This is a genomic window from Brevinematia bacterium (assembly GCA_039630355.1).
In the GTDB taxonomy this organism is placed as follows: Bacteria; Spirochaetota; Brevinematia; order DTOW01; family DTOW01; genus SKYB106.
Window position 1 is genome coordinate 1 of sequence record JBCNVF010000062.1, and the last position, 20,440, is coordinate 20,440.

Genomic DNA, 20,440 nt, shown 5'->3' on the forward strand with positions numbered 1-20,440 from the left:
AGTCGTGACCAATCTGCCGTCATTCCGTCAACACTATTTACACTTCGCAATACTACCACATACCCATAGCTCCTCTCATCCCCCATAACTCCGACTGCTCTATCAGAGAGCAACACCGCAAACGCCTGCCAAACCTTGTCATATAATCCTTCATTCATGAGCTCTTGTATGAATAACTTGTCAACCTTCCTTACGATATCTATCTTTTCCTTAGTTACCTTACCCATTATTCTAACCGCTAACCCAGGTCCCGGAAAAGGATGCCTATTAAGAAGTCTATCTGGAATTCCCAAAATCTTACCTAGTTTCCTAACTTCATCCTTGAAAAGGAATTTGAAAGGCTCAAGAATCCTCCCTTCCTTTTCAAGTTGCCTTATTTCCTTAACTCTGTTATGATGGGTTTTTATTGTAGCAGAAGGCCCCTTTACAGATGAGGTTTCAATAACATCAGGATACAGTGTGCCTTGTGCAAGTATATCCGATGGACCTATATTCCTGAAAAATACTTCAACAAACTTTCTACCAATGATCTTCCGTTTTTCCTCGGGATCTGTAACTCCCTCCAAGGCAAGCAAAAACTCCTCCTCTGCGTTTACATATCGTATCTCAATACCCAAACTTCTGAAATTTTCCACAACCTCTTCCTCCTCATCCAACCTCAAAAGCCCTGTATTGACAAAAATAGGCGTAAGTTGCTTTCCTAAAATTTTGTTAAGATACACAGCCATTACAGTTGAGTCCACCCCACCACTCACAGCCATTACAACATGCCTATCTCCTACAAACCTCTTAACCCTCTCTTCCTCACTTTCCATAAACCTTTCCATTGACCACCCTTGTGCAGACTTACATATTCCTATAACAAAGTTTCTTAATATTTCGGTTCCGTATTGAGTGTGAAAAACTTCTGGGTGAAACTGCACGCAATACACATCTTTTGCCGTATTTTCGGCAGAAGCAATTACTCTATTCTTAGTAAACGCCGTAGGTCTGAAAAAAGGGGGCAGTTCAACAACAGAATCCCCATGACTCATCCAAACAACTATATTTCTCGGTATCCCTTCAAACAACTTAGACTCTGAAATTATCTCAACTTCGGTATAACCATATTCCCTAAGTTTAGATCTTTCAAGCCTCCCTCCCTCAAGCTTACAGAGTAATTGCATCCCATAGCATATTCCCAATATGGGCACACCATAACCACAAATAAAGCTAAGAGAAACCGCTGGAGCAGACGGATCTAAAACACTTGAAGGACCCCCTGACAAGATAATACCCTCAATCCTCTCATCACCATAAATATGAGAGTGAAGCTCTTTCTCAGAAATATCATACGGAAATATCTCAGCATATACCCCCATCTCCCTTATCCTTCTCGCTATAAGTTGAGTATACTGCGATCCAAAGTCCAAAATTGCTATCATACCGCAAAGTACTATTTTAAAGGAAATTTACCACCCCATTTCCAATTAACACCCTAAGATCTTGATAAATTCCAAAATTCGTGACTAGAATGTATTCTTTCTTTCTACCACTCTTGCAGTCCCTATCGGGACTGGGTGAACACTTTTCCTAATTGGATTCACTGCCTAAAGGTATCAATAGATTTTAAAGTTTCCGAATGACTACAGAGTAAACCACATAGCCAATAATCTTTGGACAAACAAGCAAAAATTTGAAAAGTTGTTTCCACCTTTTAAATAATTTTCTTAGCGAAAGGAGAAGAGAGGAGGTGAGCCTGACGGAGCAGAGAATCTCATATATCAACCTCCAGATCTTTGCTGAGGAGGATGAGGGGAGAACATTAGAACCAACCGAATACCGTCTTAGGAAAGCAAGAGAAGAAGGAAACGTCCCTCAATCCCAAGAATTAGCAAGCGGTATAATCCTGTTGCTGATGGTATGGGCTATATCCTTTATGGCAATGAATATATTCAAAGGGCTTTATGAAATCTTCCACATTGCCATTAATTCAATAGGATCAAAAGAAATCAGTATCAGCAACTTTAACAACATGTTTCTAGCTTCATTCAAGGTAGTGATAGGATTTCTACTACCCCTCTTGCTTTTAGCAGTATTCTTAAGCATCATAAGTCACACCCTACAAACAAGATTCAATGTATCCTGGAAAAAGCTTATCCCCAACCTCAGAAGAGTCTTTGATATTCCTTCTAACTTCAAAAGAATATTTTTCTCCAGAGATGCTCTTTTTAACCTAGGTAAGTCCATAATAAAGATGACTATCCTCGGAGTAGCCCTATACTTCACAATAGTGGGAGAGATTGATAACTTTAAGAAGATAATATTCAATGAACCAATGCAAGGGTTTTTCTACGTTACCAGTTTCTCTTTTAAGGTTGCAAATATAGCGGTAATAGCTCTCTTAGTATTTAGTATATTTGATTATCTCTACCAAAGATGGAGCTTTAGAAAATCCCTAATGATGACTCCTAGGGAACTAAAACAAGAGATAAAGGAATTTGAGGGAGACCCCCAGATCAAAGCTAGAATAAGAGAGCTAGAGCAACAAATCTTACACAGAAGGTCACTGAGAGAAGTACCTAGTGCAGATGTGGTGATAACGAACCCAACCCATTATGCAGTAGCACTAAAATACGAACCTTCATATATGAGTGCCCCTACAGTGATAGCTAAGGGTATAGACTCACTAGCCTTACAAATAAGAAAAATCGCTGAGGAAAACGGCATTGAAATAGTTGAAAATCGGCACCTTGCTAGAGCTTTGTACTACTCCGTAGACATAGGAGAAGAAATCCCTCCAGAGTATTATAGCATAGTTGCTAATATCCTATCAGTTGTTTACAGGAAAAAAGGAAAAACCATCTAAATTACTCTGTTAAAGTAATCAATCCCCTCCTCTTGTGAAGAGAAGATATCAAAAAAGGACAAAAGATCTGTTATTTCAAGTATCTTGTAAACGCTCGGAGAAAGATTTACCAAGACTACGTTACCAGTTGATAAAAACAATCTCTTCTTCATAGCTACTAACACACTTAGAAAAGCACTTGAAATAAACTTTACCTCAAAAAAGTCTATTACGAACTTTGAAAAACCCTTCTGTAAGAAGAACTCACATAAGTTGCTAAACTCTGTTGTCTCAGCAACATTCACCTCCCTAGGAAGCCTTATTAGAATTATATCATCTATCTCCTCATACCTCATAACCTGCTCCTAAAAACAGATAATATACCATAAGCACTAACAATTTCAAGGTTTAGCTAAGCAGATTAAGATCTTAAACTTTCTACATTATTTACCCCTCTTGATTCTAGTTAATATTCGTCAGTTACAGAATTCACTTTATACTAAACATCTTAAACACATATTGGGAAAACATCCTCTCGTCCCAACAGGAAATCTAAGAGGAATAGAGAGAAAAAATATGCCTAATTATGCTCTCAGATCCTATTGACTTCAGCTAAATTTTGTTGAAATCTTGCAAAGAATGTGGTAAAATTTTGATATGTTGGAAGCTAGAGAACTTTTTGTAAAACCTATTGAGGAAGAATTTCTGACAAACCAATATTTGCATCAACTCAACAGTATTTTTGAGAAGTTTAGATCTGGTAACAAGGATATCGTTCCAGAAAACATAGGTCTTCTAAGAGATGTAACGAGATTCGTCTTCAGCATTGAAGTAGAGGATGAGGAAGTTATACACCATTGGAACAAGATCTTCTCAACAAAAACCCAACTACCTCAACAGGACATAAGAATAGTAGCATTTGAGTATTTCCTAACTAACAGACTAATCTTTAACCCCAAGATCATGGAGATGGAGAGATTCATCGGATTTGTAGAAGTGATGTTTCAAGACTACAAAACCCATGCATATAACTATCATATGCTAAAAGCTCTCGTTAACTACGAGATAGAGAAAATAAGAAGGTATGGTGGCTACTTCTCTCTCCTCATGATAGACTTAGATAACTTCAAACGCTACAACGACGAGTATGGACACCAATTTGGTGATGAAATACTAAACGAATTTTCACAAATAGTATCATCCTGTATTAGGAGAGCTGATGTGCTTTTCAGATATGGTGGAGATGAGTTTGTAGTATTCTGCCCAGAAACAAGAAGAATAGGGGCAAGAGCAGTTGCTGAAAAGATAAGAGCAAATGTAGAAGAATATTTTGCAAAGAAAAATATGGACATAAGAACCAGCATAGGAATAGCAGTTTTTCCTTTTGATGGAGAGAGTTTTGATGAAATAATAGCCACTGCAGACAGAATGCTTTACTACTCAAAGAGAAAAGGCAAAAACAGAGTCACAGACAGATTTGACTTTGTTGAGGAGAATGACAGAAGAAGATTCCCAAGAATACCAACAAAGAAGGTATCCCGAATTACTATTGTATCAAACCAGAAACTATTTGAAGGAGAGATAGTAGACATAAGCAAAAGTGGTATTCTTATAAAGTTTGACGATAAAGCTGAACTAGAGGAGGAAATAGTCAGGTTATACAAAATTACAATAGGTGAAAGTGAGTATTTACTTGAGATGCCCGTAAAAGTTGTAAGAGCCGAAGGTAGCTTTGTCGCTATTGACTTTCAGGAAAACAAAACCCTTGAAACCCTTATTTATCTTTTTGAAAGGTAGAACTACCTCAAAGAATTCTACAACTAAAAGCATTGGACACAAACCTTAATCTACAAAAAACTCACCTTACAGCAAGGGGTCTGAAGCTTATAATTAATGTGTCAAATGACTGGTTTCTACTGAAGTTAAGTTAATAAGGTCCAGGAATTTGTAATTAGATAATGTAAAGCGATGTTGTGGTAATTAGGTTTTACTGGAATTGAGTGAAAGAAATTGCAAGAAAGAAAAGCTATTTTTGACAATTTCTTAATGAGAAAATACGGGGGTTCTTTATGGCTGATCTCGGTATTCTAATTCTCAGAATAGTCTCAGGCATTACTATGGCTCTCTTTCACGGATGGGGGAAACTACTGGGAATAATAAACTTTCTAAGTGGCAAAGAGTGGAAATTTGTGGATAAAGTTGCAAACCTAGGACTTCCTCTTCCTGGCCTATTTGCAATTCTTACTGGACTTATAGAGTTCCTTTGTAGCATTCTCCTCCTATTAGGGTTATTTACCAGGATAAATGCATTGCTTCTAACATCTGTTATGATAGTTGCACTTTACTACAATATCCGCTCAGGCAATCCCTACGAACTTACCTTACTCTATCTTGCGATATTCATCTCCTTACTAATACTAGGCGGAGGCAAGTATTCACTTGATCATCTTCTTTACAAAAAGGGGAAAAGTTAATGAGAATACTCTCAAATTCTCTGAAAAGAACCCTATGGATAAAGTTTTCCATCATACTAATTACCAACTTTTCCTTTGGAATATATACAAAGAAACTTGATATAGACTTCTCTTCACAAACCTTTATAGAATCCACAACATCAAGTAACATTTCTTTCCACTATGGTAGCGGAGGGATATCCCTAAGCTACGCTATTAAGAGTATTTTCAACGGAACGGAAGCATTCGTAAGCTGGGTTGATAACATAAATGACAATCTTATTATTGCAACAGCAAACCCAAACAATATCTACAGCTACATTGGGGGAAAGCTAGAAAACATCGGTTCTGTTGCAAATCACTCAATGATAACTAAGTTAAAAGTCATTGATAATTCTCTTTTCATGCTAACTGGAGGTAAAGGAAGCATCTACCTCCTTAGCTTTCTAAATACTGAACCTTTGGTAACATTTGAGAATGGATACATCTGGGATGTTTTCAAGTTCAACAATAAGTATTATGCAATCTCTGGTAATAAGCCAGGTATTTACGAAGTTTCAAAAAACTTCTACAAACCAATCTTTGAAACAGAAAGTGAAAAACATTTCCTGGTTGCCCTGGTTGATAATGATAAGGTCTACATTGGTTCAAGTGGAACAGGTAGTATATACACCTTCAATGGTTATGATGTCAAGCCCTTCATCTCTCTCAAAGAAAGCGAAATAACTGACATAAAAAAATACAAAAACTTTCTAATCGTTTCTACCTACAATGTAATCTCATCATCTCAAACACAACAAGGAACATCCCAACAAGAGTCTAAAGCTACCCAAGTTTTACCAATAAACTTACTTAGAAATACCAAAGGAAATGTCTATAAAATAGACATAAACACAAAGAGAATAGAAACCCTTTTTAGCGAAGTTGGAATAACCTCACTTGAAATTGTTGATAACAAACTCTTTGCTACAACAATAGATGGCAAATTAGTAGAATACTCTCTTGACGAAAACAAATTCAAATCTTCCTTCTATGGTAGAAACTTCCTAAAAATCTTCAGATTTGGCAAAGATCTATACATCTCAAGTGCAAATCCTTCGGGGCTTGACATAATCAACCTTGACCAAATAGTTTTGACAGGCTACCTAGAAACAAAGGAGATAGATGTAGGGAAAGTTGACGCTTGGGGTAGAATTAAATACGATGGCAACATACCAAGTAGCACCTCGGTATCCATATTCATAAAAGGAGGAAATACACCAAAAGAAGATACAACATGGTCGGATTGGACTGAGGTCAAGGAGTTCATAACCCTTGATAAATACCAATACGTGAAAATCAAAGTTATCTTATCATCAAAAAATCCAAAAGTTTCACCACTTCTGAAAAGCATTTCCCTACTATATACTCCTAAAAACTCAAAACCTGAAATTTCATCTTTTACGGTGTCCCAGCAAGGAGAACTTTTAAATTTTGAATGGAAAAGCAGTGATCCAGATAATGACAAATTAAGGTATAGGCTATTTGTGCGTAACTACAACGAAAATGTGTGGCAAATCCTCAACAGGGACCCAATAACTGATACTAAATTTTCCATAAACAAATACTTCATCGGCAACGGAATTTTCAGTTTCATGCTCATCGCCGATGATTCCTTGACAAACCCCAAGGGATTTGAGATCTATACAACCAACTTCATTGAAAACTACACTGTTGATGCTTCTACCCCCTACGTCAATAGAGAAAGTATCAACGTAAAAAGATCTGAGAAGAAAGTTACTTTAGAATTCAAGATCTCTGATAACACCTCTCTAAAAGAGGTTCAATACTCCATCGATGGCATCAACTGGAACTATCTTCTACCCTTAGATGGAGTAATTGATAGTAGTTTAGAAACGTTTAGAATTGATCTTGAAAACGAGACGAGAGTGGTTTTATTGAAAATCACTGACGAATTTGGTAATACTATTACCGAGAGAATCTCCTTCTAGTCCCTGGGAGCATGATAATGGATGAAAAGACCAAAGCTGAGTTTGACTTGTACTCTAAATTCACTGTCACTCATGTCAAACCTTACACACCACCGGAATACGAAAGCGATATTGAATTAGGTGAATATTCCAAAAAACTGCTCAATAGATTGGGAATAACTCTTTATAAACATCAAGCAAGGGCAATAAAAGAATTCTGTAACGGTAATAACGTAGCTATAGTCACTCCTACCGCATCTGGCAAAACTCTACCCTACGTTATATCCTACCTTGAGGAGCTTTACAAAGACGAAAATTCGGTAGCACTATACATTGCCCCCATAAATGCTTTGATAAACGATCAAGCCAAAAAAGTAGGAGACTACATAAATACGGTTGCTCCTTTTGTTGAGGTTTATCCTCTCACCTCAGGAACAAGTGGGTCTATAAGAAGTAGAATAAAAAACAGGGGAGGGTTTGTTCTAACTAACCCCGAAATGCTTATTTACTCTCTAATACTGTATAACAAGAGCTGGGAAAGATTTTGGAAAAATCTTAAGGTAATAATAGTTGATGAAATACATGAAATGTCTGGAATTAAAGGATCACACTTTGGAAACTTGATACGTGTTGTCAATATGATGAATGATATATACTCAAACAACGCCCGTTACTTTGCACTGTCTGGAACAATTGGTAATCCAAAAGAATTCATAGAAAACATTTTTGGCAAAAAATTTGTGATAATTGACAAAAGCACATCTGGAAACAAGAAAATAGAGTTTTTGGTTCCTAACAAAACCTACACTAGTATCATGAGTCCAAACTCCTGGGTAATTGAAACTCTAAAAAGCTTCATACTCGGACTTTCAAAAAAGGTTCTAGTTTTCGTCAAATCCAGAAAGGCTGTAGAAAGAATTACTAAAGCTATAAGGAAGTCAGAGTTAGCTACGCTTGTAAGTCCCTACAGAGCTGGATACGAGCACAAGGACAGAATAGCAATTGAAAATATGTTCAAAAGCGGTAGAATAAAAGGACTTATCGCTACCTCCGCATTTGAAATGGGAATAGATATAGGAGATCTTGATGTAGTATGCGTCGTTGGATTTCCTTCCTCAAAAGTATCCCTAAGGCAAAGATTTGGTAGAACTGGAAGAACAAGAGATGGAACTGCAATATTTCTCCCGACTGAAAACATACTGGACAAGTATTACTATAACAATCCCAAAGAACTATTCTCAGACGAAGTTGAAGCTCTTAGCGCTAACGTGTATAACGATAGAGTAATAGGCTACTATATTGCCCTAGCAATAGTTGCATACAACGAAACACTAGAAGATCCTAAGAATTTCATTCAAGATAACCTAATAGAGAAATACTGGGGAATTGATGGGATATATACAACCGAAAAATTCATTGAGAAAAATAAAGACAAAAGCGAAATTGTTCACTTCACAAAAAGTATAAACTGCGAAAAATACTTCTTTACTCATCTCACAAAGCAAGATCTGAGAAGTATGATAAACCTCAGAGGAATAGGCAAAAACTTTTACATATATGACTCAAAGAATAACAAGAAGATAGGAGAAATAAACCTCAGCCACATCTTCTTGGAATGCCATCCTGGCGGAATATATATGCATATGGGAGATAGCTACGTAGTGGAAAAAATAGACTTTGAAAACAATCTTGTGGTAGTGAAACCTACTAATGAAGAAAGCTCAACTGAAGTTTTAGTTGATAAAGATATTGAAATCATCAGCACAATGAAAACCAAAAAATACAATGCTTTCTTCATTAATTACTGCAAACTAAGGGTCAAGGAGATTTACACTGGATTTCTAACTGTAAGATACGAACCCAAGATAGTCAACAACGAGATCATAAGAGAAAGGAAAGTTATAGGATACACAGAATACCCTACCCCTTATACTCTAGAGTATGATACCGAGGGAATAGTAATACTCTTCAATGGTAGCAAACTTAGAGAAATAGTAAAGTATGACGAGGACATAAAGTATATAAGGAGCAACAAGTCAATGGAGAATGTAAAGATAAACGAAGAGAACATTCTTCTTTCAGGCCTACACTCTGCAGAACACTCTATAATAGGAATGTATCCTACGGAAATAATCTGTAGCAGAAGCGAGCTAGGAGGGCTATCCTATGTAAGTGGTGGAATCCAACCTACAATAATAATATACGAAGCGATAGAAGGTGGCGTAGGGTATTCGGAACTAGCTTTTGACAAGCTTGATAAAATCATAAATAGGGCTTTGATCTCTGTAAAAAACTGTGCTTGCACAAATGATAGTGGATGTCCTGCTTGCATACAATCACCCAAATGTGGTAATGGCAACACTATTCTTTCCAAAAGAATGGGTGAGAAAGTTCTTAAGTTTCTATCAGACAACCTCAATAAACCTTCAGAAACTTCAGAAGAAAAAATCAACCCCAAAGTTGTAAAATACTCCATAGCTTACCTAAAAAGAGAACTTCCTCAGGTTGAAGAAAACGAAAAATACGCCCAGTATGACCTTCTTAAATACCCCCTTGAGAATTTCAAAAAACCCCTAGTCTTTGATCTTGAAACCCAGAAGTACTCCTACGAAGTAGGAGGTTGGGATAACGCTAAGGACATGCTTCTTGCAATAGCAGTTGTCTACGACATAAATAAAAATGAAACCCTTGTGTTTAATGAAAGCAACGTCAAAACACTCATAGACCTCCTATTCTCATCTGACATTGTCATAGGCTACAACACGAAAAATTTTGACTACAAGGTTCTATCTAGATACGACAGCAGATTTGAAGTAACAGATAGTGTCAAAAGCTTTGATATCCTAAACGATCTTCTTAAAAAACATGTTGGTGACACAAGAATATCTCTGGACAACCTGATAAGAAATAACCTCAATAGCAAAAAAAGTATCTCTAGCGAAGTTATACCACAGATATTTAGAGAAGGGAAAATAGATATGGTTATAAACCACTGTAAGGAAGATGTAGAATTTACATACAAGATAATGAAGAAAATCCTTGAAGATAGATATCTGAAATACGAGAACAGAGGAAAAATTTTCACCATAGAATTCCAAGAAGTTATATTTAGGTTTAAGCTATAATAACCCTAAAAGCTTTAGCCTGAGCACATTTATCTTAACCACCTAGTCGCAAGTTTCTTTAACCAATCCTTCTATCCTTGTTTCTAAATAGCATCCGTCAAGCACAAACTATACTTTGCACTAAACCTTTCAAGTGCTTGCTAAATCATTAAAAAGACTATTCACCAGTCCTGATAGAGAGTGTGAAAGAAATAAGGAAACTACACCTAGTTGTGAATCTTAGATTTTATTACAATTTTCGTGAAAAAGTTGAAAATGAAAACCCCCTAAAGTTATTATGAATCCATCACAACTTATGGAAGACAAATCACAAAACCAAAGGATATACCATCTTTTCGTTATAAAGACACTGATTTCATCAGCAATAGATGGGTGGGTTTTCCTAAGACTATTCTTAGGACAAGTTAGCCTAACCTCTATATACTTCACCCTCGGTATCGCAGTTTTAACACTACCTTTACTGAAGTTTCTGCTTATGATGACTCTCTGGAACAAACTTAGCAAAACCTACGTAACTATCTCTTTTCCCATATTCAACATAATCTCAAACTTTCTTCTGATAGGGATTTACTCCGCTATAATTCTCTTACTCAATATTGAATTCGCTGAAAGAATTGATCGTGTTCTAGTGTTTCTGCTTATAGTCTTACTATTTGAAACATCCATATCCTCGGGGATGATTCCATTTCTACTTGATTTTTCTAAAAAAAGGGAAAGTATTTCCAAACAGATACTGATCTCCTCCTCATTAATTTCAGCAATACTAATAGCTTTGATAACACTTATGGGAACAATTCCTTTTTTCTCCTGGGTGGACCAGGCAATTGCCTCAGTCGTAATCATCACTACACTGGTTATATCCTTAATAAAGGCTTACAGAATCTCTATCTGATGAGATGTGGTCAACAATTTCCTAAATTTGAGGGAAAACAGAAAAAAAGAAATTGCATCAGAAGAATTATACAAAGTAATGGAAAATCTAGAGAAGATCATAAACAACCAATACTCTTCAGCCGTTCTCTTAATAAAGACTGTAAACGAAATGAGAAAACTTCTGCAGTCTGTAGAAAGTGAGATAGATACAGCTATAGCTACTTTTGACCAGTCAAAAAAAGAGCTACTGAGAGTAGAAGAAATGATTGAGAGTGACATCAGAGAGCTTAAAACTGTAAATGAATCTATTAAAGAAATAGAGGGAGGAGTAAAAAATTTCTCTGACGAATTACACAGTATCTCAAGCCTAGCTAAAAATGCAGAGAACATTCTTTCACAACATCAACCTAGAATCAACATCTTTTCTTCTATTATCTCAGAAATAGTAGGATCTATGTCAGACTCCTTAAAGAACATGAAGAAATCTAGTGAAATGTTAGCTTATGTATTTAGGCTACTACCAGAAGTTATGGAGAGTTATCACTCGTTTAATAAGATGATCAACGACCTGAGAAAACTTGCAACAAAGCTAAACTCAATCAGGGTCTCATTTGACGTAGAGCTTACGAAAATGGAACTAAGCAAAGAAAACCAAGAAAAGCTTAAGGTAATATCTAGAAAGATAGACGAATTGTTTCTAAGCATTCAGGAAGTAATCAATACAATATTTATTGACGAAGAAAAGCTTTCAATAGAAAGCGAGATAAAATCCGTAATGTTTCAAGTAAATACCATTAGAGTTGAAGCAGAGAGATATATAGCTTCACTTCAGAAACTCCTCACTACTGCAAATGTTACGAAAAACTCTTTGGAAAACTCACGTAGTTTGTCTAATAAGATAAAAACTCAACACACTGATCTTGACAAACTACTCTCTGAGCTTAGAATAACATTAGAGAGAAACAATAGATTTGTTGAAGAAACAATCAAAGTTCTTGAGGAAATCACAAGTTTCATTTCAAAGCTGATAGGTGAGTATCAAGATCTAGAAAACCTCATAATCAAATACAGAGAATCCATATCTTCTGTAGAGGTAAGAGTACCTAAGTTTGTAGAAGATGTTTATGAGATCTAAATTCTTTGGAAGTTATACGTATCTGGTGCCTCTGCCCCTTATTCTACCCTTTTTCAGGAAACCATCGTAGTGGTGCACTATTAGTTGCGATTCTATCTGTGTCAAAGTATCAAGAGCAACGCCTACCATGATAAGTAGTGAAGTGCCACCCATAAGGTATGCTATGTAAGTTGGAACATTCAACGAGCCGTATATCAAGTTAGGCAATACTGCTATCAATCCAACTATTATAGACCCTGGGACCAAGACTCTGTTTATGGTATCGTTTAGGAACCTGAATGTTGGTTCTCCTGCTCTTATTCCTGGTATAAAACCACCATTTTTTTGAAGTGTTTCTGAGAGTTCTTGAGGGTTAAACTGTATGAAGGTGTAGAAGTAGGAGAAGAAAATAACAAGAAGCATATAGAGTACTATATACAGCCATCCCTCGTAAGACAACCATGTAGATATTGTTCTAATCACTGGTATATCGGTTCCACCAAAGAAGGTAATAATTTGCTGAGGAAAACTCATTACCGCAGATGCGAAAATTATTGCTACAACTCCTGCAGGGTTAAGCTTAAGAGGTATATAAGTGCTCTGACCACCATACACTTTTCTTCCAACCACTCTTTTGGCATAACTTACAGGTATCTTTCTTATAGATTGTTCAAACCAAACCACGAAAACTATTACTCCTAGGAACAGCAAAAGCACAAGTATCATTGTTATCTCAATAGTTCCTGTTCCTTGAAGTTGTCTATAGACGTTATAGACGGACTCAGGAATCCTAGCAACGATACCTGCCATAATTATCAGTGAAATACCGTTACCTATGCCCTTCTCTGTTATTTGCTCCCCCATCCACATCAGAAACATTGTTCCAGCAGTAACAGTTATCATGAAACTCAAATAGAAAAAGATAGTCTCTGGGTATAGAGAAAGACCAGTTCTAGCAAATATCTCAGACTTAAGCCCTCTGACAAAATATAAATTTAGTCCCCATGCCTCAATAATCGCAAGTGGCACAGTTCCTATCCTAGCATACTGCATTATTCTTCTCCTTCCATCCGGCTCCTTTGATATCCTCTCAAGGGAAGGAATCACATACACCAGCAACTGAGTTATAATGAGAGAGCTTATGTATGGCATCACTCCTAAAGCAAAAATACTTATGTTCGTTAAAGCCCCACCAGCAAAAAGGTTAAAAAATTCTAAAATTCCCAAGCTACTTTGTCCAAACCTTTCGTAATAAGACGCTAGAACTGAATAATCCACCCCGGGAACAGGTATCGTCGTGCCCACCCTGAAAACTATAAGAATGAATAGCGTAAACAATACCCTCTTCCTGAGAGACTCTATCTTAAAAATGTTCACAAAAGCCTTCAACATAAAAACTCCCCAGAATTTCCAACAAATTTTAAAAACTTCACAGATTTTCTTTCAATTTCCCTTCGGTACGAATTTTGCCAAAAATTCCGAAAATCCTTTAATATGTAGGAGGGTAATTATGCTAAAAAAAATACTTCTCACGTCACTCATACTATCTATCTCCGGCATATCCTTCGGAAGTTATGAGAGTGCATACGCAAAATATACAAAAGGCGATATCTCAGGATCCATATCAGAGATAACCAAGGACATATTTAGTGGTATAAAAGACTATAGATTACACCTTTTGATGGTGAAAATCTACAAAGATCATGTGAAGGATTACAAACAAGGGATAGAGTATGCAATAGAAGGAATAAGACTCTTCCCTGATAAAGAAAAAGAGTTTTCACTGGAAATTGGAGAACTTTATCATCTCTCCGGCAAATATGACAAATCCGAGCAAATACTTTTGGAATACAACGCTAAATATCCAGGAGACAGTAGATGCTTATTCTTAATAGGTAAAAACTACTTTTCTCAGGGTAAATACTACAAAGCAACGGTATCTATTGAATCAGCTATGGCTTTTGGCGGAAAAAGCATAGAAGCATACGAATACCTTGGCAAATCCTATAGAAAGGTAGGAAAGTATAACAAAGCTCTTGAAATACTATCATTGGTATACAACCAAACTAGAAAAGAAGAAATCCTGGGACTGATAATAGAGATCTCAAGTATAATTGATGTTGATTACTCCTCCTATCTGAACATAAAAAGATCTGTATCACTGCCTCAAGAAAAAAAATCAATTCCCGAAAATACAAGTAAAACCACAACCAAAAGAGAAAGTCAGCTATCCTCACCTCTACCCCTCCAAAGCAATAAAGTATCTGCAAATATAGGTTCTGCAACCTCAGAGACAAAATTTCAGGAAAGTGACACAACTTCTCCGAAAAATGAAACTTCCGTAAATAACAACGGCGATCAATCCGAGGAGAGTATAGAATGATAGACCTACATACTCACACATTCTTCAGTGACGGTGTTTTATCACCAAACGAACTAGTCCAAAGAGCAAGAAACCACGGATATAAGGCAATAGCAATAACTGACCATGTTGACATATCAAATGTAGAATTTGTTGTAAAAGAGATTGTAAACTTCTGCAAATCAATAAAAAACTACTATAGCGACATAATAGTAATTCCCGGTGTAGAGATAACACATGTCCACCCAGATCAAATAGATGAAGTTGCAGAATTATCAAAGAAACTAGGTGCAAAACTAGTTGTGGTTCACGGAGAAACCATAGTAGAACCTGTAGAAAAAGGAACAAACAGGAAAGCACTAGAAAGCAAATATGTAGACATTTTAGCACATCCGGGACTTATCTCAGAAGAAGAGGCAAAACTTGCCGTTGAAAACCAAAAGTATTTAGAAATAACAACCAGAAAAGGACACTCTATAACAAACGGACATGTAGCGAGAACATGCAAAAAACACAATGTAAGAATGGTAATAAATACCGACACGCATACACCAGATAACCTAATAACTGCAGACTTTGCTTACAAAGTTCTTATTGGCACAGGACTTGAACCTAAAGAGGCGGAAGAAGTCTTAAAAAACTCAGAAGATATTATAAAAAAACTATTCTGAAAATACCAGACCTTTACCTTCTCAAGATCTTCTCGGTTATCCTTGCAGCTCTGTCAGGCGGTAGCTTGGAAAGCAAAAATGATGAGATAGACAAAGTTCCTTCTCTTTCCGCAATCCTATCTATCTTTAGAAGAACATCCACTATCATATCATCATCCATATTCTCAAGAATTCTAGCAGCCGAGTCAGGAGGAAGAGAATTAACATAAGTTGCAACCTTTGTTACCTTATCATCGTAGCTTCTAAACATTCTCTGTTGTTGCTCTAGAGAGTTTCGTATCTCATCAACCATCGCTAACTTTTGCTGTAACTCTACCTCCCTAGCCATAATTTCTTTTTCCTTCTCCTCAACTTTTCTCTCCCTCTCATCAAGAGCTTTCTTAAGGTAATCAAGCTCTTGTTTATACCTAAGCAAACTCTCCTTCTCTATTAATTTCGGATCTTCCAACTTCTGCTCAAGATAACCCCTCACAAAAGGAAAATTATCGTATATGAAACTACGGTAGTCTACTATACCTAAAGTATCAAGCACCATGATAGCGATAGTTATGAGAGCAATATTACCAAAAAGAAGTATCAAAATCCTTCTACCCATACAGCTAAAGTTTAGAAGTATAGACAAAAAATTTTCAAGATAAAAGTTGCAAAAAAAACCATAAAAAGTGAAAAATACATAAATCCATGATTAAAAAATATCAAACTTCTACACTAAACTTCTTCCAAACACTAGCAGTAGATCAATACAAAATACTCATCAATGCACTCAAAAGCCGAATTGTACTAGCAGTATCACTAATACTCCTGTTTCTGACCCTCAGAGCCCTAAAATTCTTAGTCTTTCTATACTCAATCTCTGCTCCTTTACTCCCATCAAAATTCCTTTTCCTCTTACTCACGGGATACACTATCTACTTTCTAATCCTTAGAAGTAGAAAAGCACTTATAATTGTACTCATCCTAGAAGATCTATGGATCCTACTAAATTCCATATACTTCCTATACTTTGACAACTATTTCCACATTTTAAACTTTCTCTTCCACTTAACCACAAACTTTTCAAACGCAAAAGAAGGAATATCTTTCTTATCTGCTGTTAGTGTTATAGGATGGGTATCAAGGCTACTGATAATCCTTATAGATCTTCCAATCTTCCTAGTTCTTCTAAACACCAATATTTTCTCCAAGGTAAAGGAAGTAATAAAGCAGAAAGCATCCAAAAGGGTATGGATTCTGTGTGTAACTGCTCTCCTGCTTTCTGAGTTCTTTTTCACCACAAGAAACGATGGTATATATAATATAACATCAAAAATGCTAAAAGAAGGACTATCGCTAAAAGAAGAGAAAAAAGCTATAAGCAGGTATGGAACACTGTTTCTAAATATCCTAGACCTACTCTACCTTCTTGACGATAAGCTAGCATACAAAATCGTAGAGCGTGGCAGGGAGATCGTTTTCACTGGTAGCTACCCAAGAAGAAACGTAATAGTAATACAAGTTGAAAGCCTAGATTCATCAGTTGTATTTACGGACTACAAAGGCCAACCCGTAACCCCATTTTTACGAAGCCTAGCAGAAGAATGTATATTTTTCCCAATAGTTGTTTCTTACCACTTTGCCGGCTACACATCTGATGCAGAGTTTGCAGTATTAACCTCATTACACCCTCTTAAAGATATCCCATCCATAAGATATTGGAGAAATTACAACAACTCCATCGTAAAAGTCCTGAAATCAAATAATTACGTAGCCTACGCCTTCCACAATAACAAAGGAACATTTTTCGGAAGAAAAGACGCCTACAAAAGAATGGGTTTTGACAAACTCTTCGACATCACAGAAATGGGCCTTGAAGAAAAAGGGTGGGGAGCATCTGATGAAGATGTATTCAACTTCGCAAGAAACTTTATCAAGAAACTTAAAAACACAAACTTTTTCGCTTTCATCATTACTATGTCAACCCATGGCCCTTTCACCTTCACCGAAAAATACTACACAAACGAACTATTCAACGACATTGAAGACAGCACAACAAGAAGATACTTTAATTCAATGAGTTACATAGATAAAGTGCTTTCAAACTTTGTAGACTTTGTCAGAAGTAACTTTTCAAATACTTCCGTCATAATCTACGGGGATCATCACTCGTCAGTTCAGAACAGTAGTTATTACAAAAGATCCGTAGCTTTTGTTGATGAAGGAAAGATCATAGAAATAGTACCTCTATTCATAATAGACCCAGAAATAGAGAGTAAAAAATTCATAACCCCTGTATCACAGATTGATATATCACCAACTATTCTGTACCTCTGCCGAGCTAAAGGCAAGATAATTTCCAAAGGAGAAGTTCTCTTACCATCTCCCAAATCAAAAACGGTATTCTACCTTGGAGAGAAAGTAGAAAAAGAAAAAATACTCAAAGGACTAAACTTTTCACCTTACTACTAAGGCAAATACCCCTCAAATTCTCTATGCCCTCTAACATTCACAACTGATAAGAACACCTTTTTCCTCAGTCTACTTACTTCCTCCCTGATTTCAACCTCTAACACACCCCTTAGCAGAAAATCCTTTCTCCCTTTGTTACTATTGGAAACAAACTCCTTCCTGATTTGAAAATAGGAAAAATCCTTACTATGAGTACCAAATATATACCTAACAATCCCCTTCTTACCCCTAATCTCAAGCACCCTATTATAAACACTAAAGTCTTCACCATTGTTAATCTCATACTCCAAATCTCTAAGAAATTGCATTACAGAAAAGTCAGAACCTCTTGAAAAGGACTCAAAGAAACTTATTCCAATGGAAATAAGCTCGTAGATTATCATAAAAACAAACGAGGAGATCATCAGAACAACCATAATCTCTATTAGAGAAAAAGCTCTACACTTACTCCCCATCAAATTACCTCAAAATCTAAAAATCCTCTGATCAGCGAATAACTCTTAAGCCTTACTTTCACCTTCTGTCCTATTTTAAAAGCAGTATCTCTAGAAGGTGACACTATTTCATTGTTATCTTGGTCATAAAAGTAACCCTTTCCTAAAGTTTCCAGCGGAACAAACCCCTCAATACCATTCTTGACTATCTGCACAAACATACCATCTTCCTTAAAACCTGAAACTACGGCATCAAAGATTTCATCTGGAAAAGATCTGATATACCTTATCCCCTTAAGCTTTGCAATAAACCTCTCTGCAGAAACAGATTCTCTCTCAGTCTCCGAGCAATGTCTAGCTATTTCTCTAAGCTTTCTCAAAGAAAGATACTTCGGTCTTTTTGTTTTCCCAACCAAGGCAAGTTTAACAAGCCTATGAATAACTAGATCTGGATATCTCCTTATAGGAGAAGTAAAATGGGTATAATACTCAAAGTCTAGCCCGTAGTGTCCAACATTTTCCGTGTCATACCTAGCTTGCTTCATAGCCCTTAAAATCACATAGTTCACGAATTCTTCATATTCCTTCTGAGAAACGTTCATTATTACACTCTGTAGATGCGAAGATTTTATTTCCTCCACTGGAGGTAATCTGAAACCAAACAATGAAACTATTTTTGATATGCTCTCAATACTTTCATAACTGGGCTCCTCGTGAACTCTAAATATAGATGGTCCCTTGTCTGCCAAAAACTTCGCTATTGTCTTATTTGCCATCAACATAAATTCTTCTATAATTCTCTCAGACTTCATCCTTGAGTATACCTTAAATTCTACAGGATTTCCTTTCTCGTCAAGATAGATCTTGCTTTCCTTAAAATTAAAATCTATTCCTCCCTTTGATATTCTCTTATCGTGCAATCTCTTTGCTAACTCCCACATCCTAAAAAGAGTATCTACCAACTCTTTATCACTTTCAACTGATGGATCATCAAGTATCCTTTCTACATATTCATACGTAAGCCTATACCTGCTCTTTATCACTGACGGAAAAATCTCAAATCTATCAACATCAAGGGTGTCTCTATTTATATACATCTTCACGGACATTGTAAGTCTATCCACGGAAGGACTTAAGCTACATATACCATTGGATAGTTCAAACGGCAACATAGGGAAAACCGTATCAATAAGGTATGTTGAGTTTCCCCTTTTCATTGCCTCCCTATCTATGGGAGTGCCTGGTAAAACATAATGAGATACATCCGCAATATGAACTCCCAAGACATAATACTCTTTTTCAATATCCAAAGAAACCGCATCATCAAAATCCTTAGCATCCTCACCATCAATGGTAAAAATCAACTTATTCCTTAAATCAACCCTTCCCCTCAAATCAGAGCTTCTTACCTCTCTCTCAATACTCCTAGACTGCCTCACAACAGACCTAGGAAACTTATACCTTACATTATACTTTTTCAACACCAATAAAATATCAAGCAAGGGATTTCTCTCAAATACCTCCTCTCTAAGCCAAGGAAGCTTCTTCCTCCTAGAAAGTTCTAGCAAAAGTTCTTGCTTGCTGAGATTTTCTAACTTATTGCTTCTAGTTTCTTTCAACTTAGTTTTCCTTCTTTCTCTACTCTCGCCAGAAAATCTTCTTCCACTTTTTACTTTTCTCCTTTTCATCCTAAAACAAATAGACAAAACAAATTATCAACAACACCACTACCCAAATTCAACCTACTCTTTCTGAAGTCAACAGATTTTAATTTCCATTATACTACTCAGCGAGTGTAATAGCTTTTGTGAACTTTATCTCAGTCACCTTAAACTTACCAAGCTCCTCTCCCAACTTCCACCCACGTCCCCAATCAACCTACCCCCTTGCCGTCTCTCTACCCACACCCCCACCCCTCCGGCCAACACCCCATACACCTCCTCAAACCTCTCACTCAAACTACTGTTGCCTCCTTCACCCCATACACCGCCCTCACTATCTCCTCCATACCCCTCCTGCTCTCTCCCATCGCACCCCTTATCTCATCACTGTAAACCATCAACTCACTCACCACCCTCATCAAACCCTCATTCGTCTTCCCCACCTCCACCATACTCATGTTCACCTCCCCCACAAACATACTCACCTCCCTCACCCCCTCCGCTA

At 36.7% G+C, this 20,440-nt stretch carries 17 protein-coding genes; 10 read left to right on the plus strand and 7 right to left on the minus strand.

Translation table 11 applies throughout. The features are described from left to right. Positions 1 to 1,424, minus strand: a 1,424-nt coding sequence (gene guaA / locus ABDH28_04610; GenBank protein MEN2998297.1) for a glutamine-hydrolyzing GMP synthase, incomplete at its 3' end; no start/stop codon positions are given. A 308-nt stretch (positions 1,425 to 1,732) separates the two neighbouring features. Here guaA and flhB point away from each other — a divergent pair. Further along, positions 1,733 to 2,848, plus strand: coding sequence for a flagellar biosynthesis protein FlhB (gene flhB, locus ABDH28_04615; GenBank protein MEN2998298.1), 1,116 nt, complete (start codon positions 1,733 to 1,735; stop codon positions 2,846 to 2,848). Here the strand turns inward: flhB and ABDH28_04620 are convergent. Continuing rightward, complete coding sequence (locus tag ABDH28_04620) at positions 2,845 to 3,183, minus strand: STAS domain-containing protein (protein MEN2998299.1); 339 nt, start codon at positions 3,181 to 3,183, stop codon at positions 2,845 to 2,847. The genes flhB and ABDH28_04620 overlap by 4 nt on opposite strands. 301 nt (positions 3,184 to 3,484) lie before the next feature. On the opposite strand from ABDH28_04620, the gene ABDH28_04625 reads away from it, so the two are divergent. The 6 genes from ABDH28_04625 to ABDH28_04650 all read left to right on the plus strand — a co-directional run bounded on the left by ABDH28_04625 (position 3,485) and on the right by ABDH28_04650 (position 12,383). After that, the gene (locus ABDH28_04625) at positions 3,485 to 4,624 is read left to right on the plus strand and encodes a diguanylate cyclase (GenBank protein ID MEN2998300.1); all 1,140 of its coding nucleotides are present in this window, start codon (positions 3,485 to 3,487) and stop codon (positions 4,622 to 4,624) included. A 272-nt stretch (positions 4,625 to 4,896) separates the two neighbouring features. After that, complete coding sequence (locus tag ABDH28_04630; GenBank protein MEN2998301.1) at positions 4,897 to 5,301, plus strand: DoxX family protein; 405 nt, start codon at positions 4,897 to 4,899, stop codon at positions 5,299 to 5,301. Further along, positions 5,301 to 7,271, plus strand: coding sequence for a hypothetical protein (locus ABDH28_04635; GenBank protein ID MEN2998302.1), 1,971 nt, complete (start codon positions 5,301 to 5,303; stop codon positions 7,269 to 7,271). The genes ABDH28_04630 and ABDH28_04635 overlap by 1 nt, the downstream gene beginning before the upstream one ends. 17 nt (positions 7,272 to 7,288) lie before the next feature. Further along, positions 7,289 to 10,375 carry a DEAD/DEAH box helicase gene (locus ABDH28_04640; protein ID MEN2998303.1) on the plus strand — a complete coding sequence of 1,029 codons (3,087 nt, stop codon included), beginning with the start codon at positions 7,289 to 7,291 and terminating at the stop codon, positions 10,373 to 10,375. A gap of 277 nt (positions 10,376 to 10,652) precedes the next feature. Continuing rightward, entirely contained in the window at positions 10,653 to 11,267 is a 615-nt protein-coding gene (locus ABDH28_04645; protein MEN2998304.1) for a hypothetical protein, read from the plus strand. Positions 11,268 to 11,294: 27 nt separating this feature from the next. Next, entirely contained in the window at positions 11,295 to 12,383 is a 1,089-nt protein-coding gene (locus ABDH28_04650; protein ID MEN2998305.1) for a hypothetical protein, read from the plus strand. 12 nt (positions 12,384 to 12,395) lie between these two features. Here the strand turns inward: ABDH28_04650 and secY are convergent, their stop codons facing one another. Then, a complete protein-coding gene (gene secY, locus ABDH28_04655) occupies positions 12,396 to 13,754 on the minus strand; it encodes a preprotein translocase subunit SecY (GenBank protein MEN2998306.1) in 1,359 nt (452 codons plus the stop codon). Positions 13,755 to 13,872: 118 nt separating this feature from the next. On the opposite strand from secY, the gene ABDH28_04660 reads away from it, so the two are divergent. Together ABDH28_04660 and ABDH28_04665 are read left to right on the plus strand one after the other, a co-directional pair. After that, entirely contained in the window at positions 13,873 to 14,745 is an 873-nt protein-coding gene (locus ABDH28_04660) for a tetratricopeptide repeat protein (GenBank protein ID MEN2998307.1), read from the plus strand. Continuing rightward, the gene (locus ABDH28_04665) at positions 14,742 to 15,395 is read left to right on the plus strand and encodes a histidinol phosphate phosphatase domain-containing protein (GenBank protein ID MEN2998308.1); all 654 of its coding nucleotides are present in this window, start codon (positions 14,742 to 14,744) and stop codon (positions 15,393 to 15,395) included. The genes ABDH28_04660 and ABDH28_04665 overlap by 4 nt, the downstream gene beginning before the upstream one ends. Before the next feature lie 13 nt (positions 15,396 to 15,408). On the opposite strand, the gene ABDH28_04670 is transcribed toward ABDH28_04665, so the two are convergent. Continuing rightward, on the minus strand, positions 15,409 to 15,990 hold the full coding sequence (locus ABDH28_04670; protein ID MEN2998309.1) for a hypothetical protein: 582 nt from the start codon (positions 15,988 to 15,990) through the stop codon (positions 15,409 to 15,411). An 86-nt stretch (positions 15,991 to 16,076) separates the two neighbouring features. Between ABDH28_04670 and ABDH28_04675 the strand changes: the two genes are divergently transcribed. Further along, positions 16,077 to 17,840, plus strand: coding sequence for a sulfatase-like hydrolase/transferase (locus ABDH28_04675; GenBank protein MEN2998310.1), 1,764 nt, complete (start codon positions 16,077 to 16,079; stop codon positions 17,838 to 17,840). Here the strand turns inward: ABDH28_04675 and ABDH28_04680 are convergent. The 3 genes from ABDH28_04680 to ABDH28_04690 form a co-directional block, all read right to left on the minus strand. Continuing rightward, positions 17,837 to 18,295, minus strand: coding sequence for a prepilin-type N-terminal cleavage/methylation domain-containing protein (locus tag ABDH28_04680; protein ID MEN2998311.1), 459 nt, complete (start codon positions 18,293 to 18,295; stop codon positions 17,837 to 17,839). The genes ABDH28_04675 and ABDH28_04680 overlap by 4 nt on opposite strands. Further along, positions 18,295 to 19,962: a VacB/RNase II family 3'-5' exoribonuclease gene (locus tag ABDH28_04685; GenBank protein ID MEN2998312.1), complete on the minus strand. Its 1,668-nt coding sequence runs from the start codon at positions 19,960 to 19,962 to the stop codon at positions 18,295 to 18,297. The genes ABDH28_04680 and ABDH28_04685 overlap by 1 nt, the downstream gene beginning before the upstream one ends. Before the next feature lie 266 nt (positions 19,963 to 20,228). Beyond that, positions 20,229 to 20,440, minus strand: a 212-nt coding sequence (locus ABDH28_04690) for a hypothetical protein (protein MEN2998313.1), incomplete at its 5' end; no start/stop codon positions are given.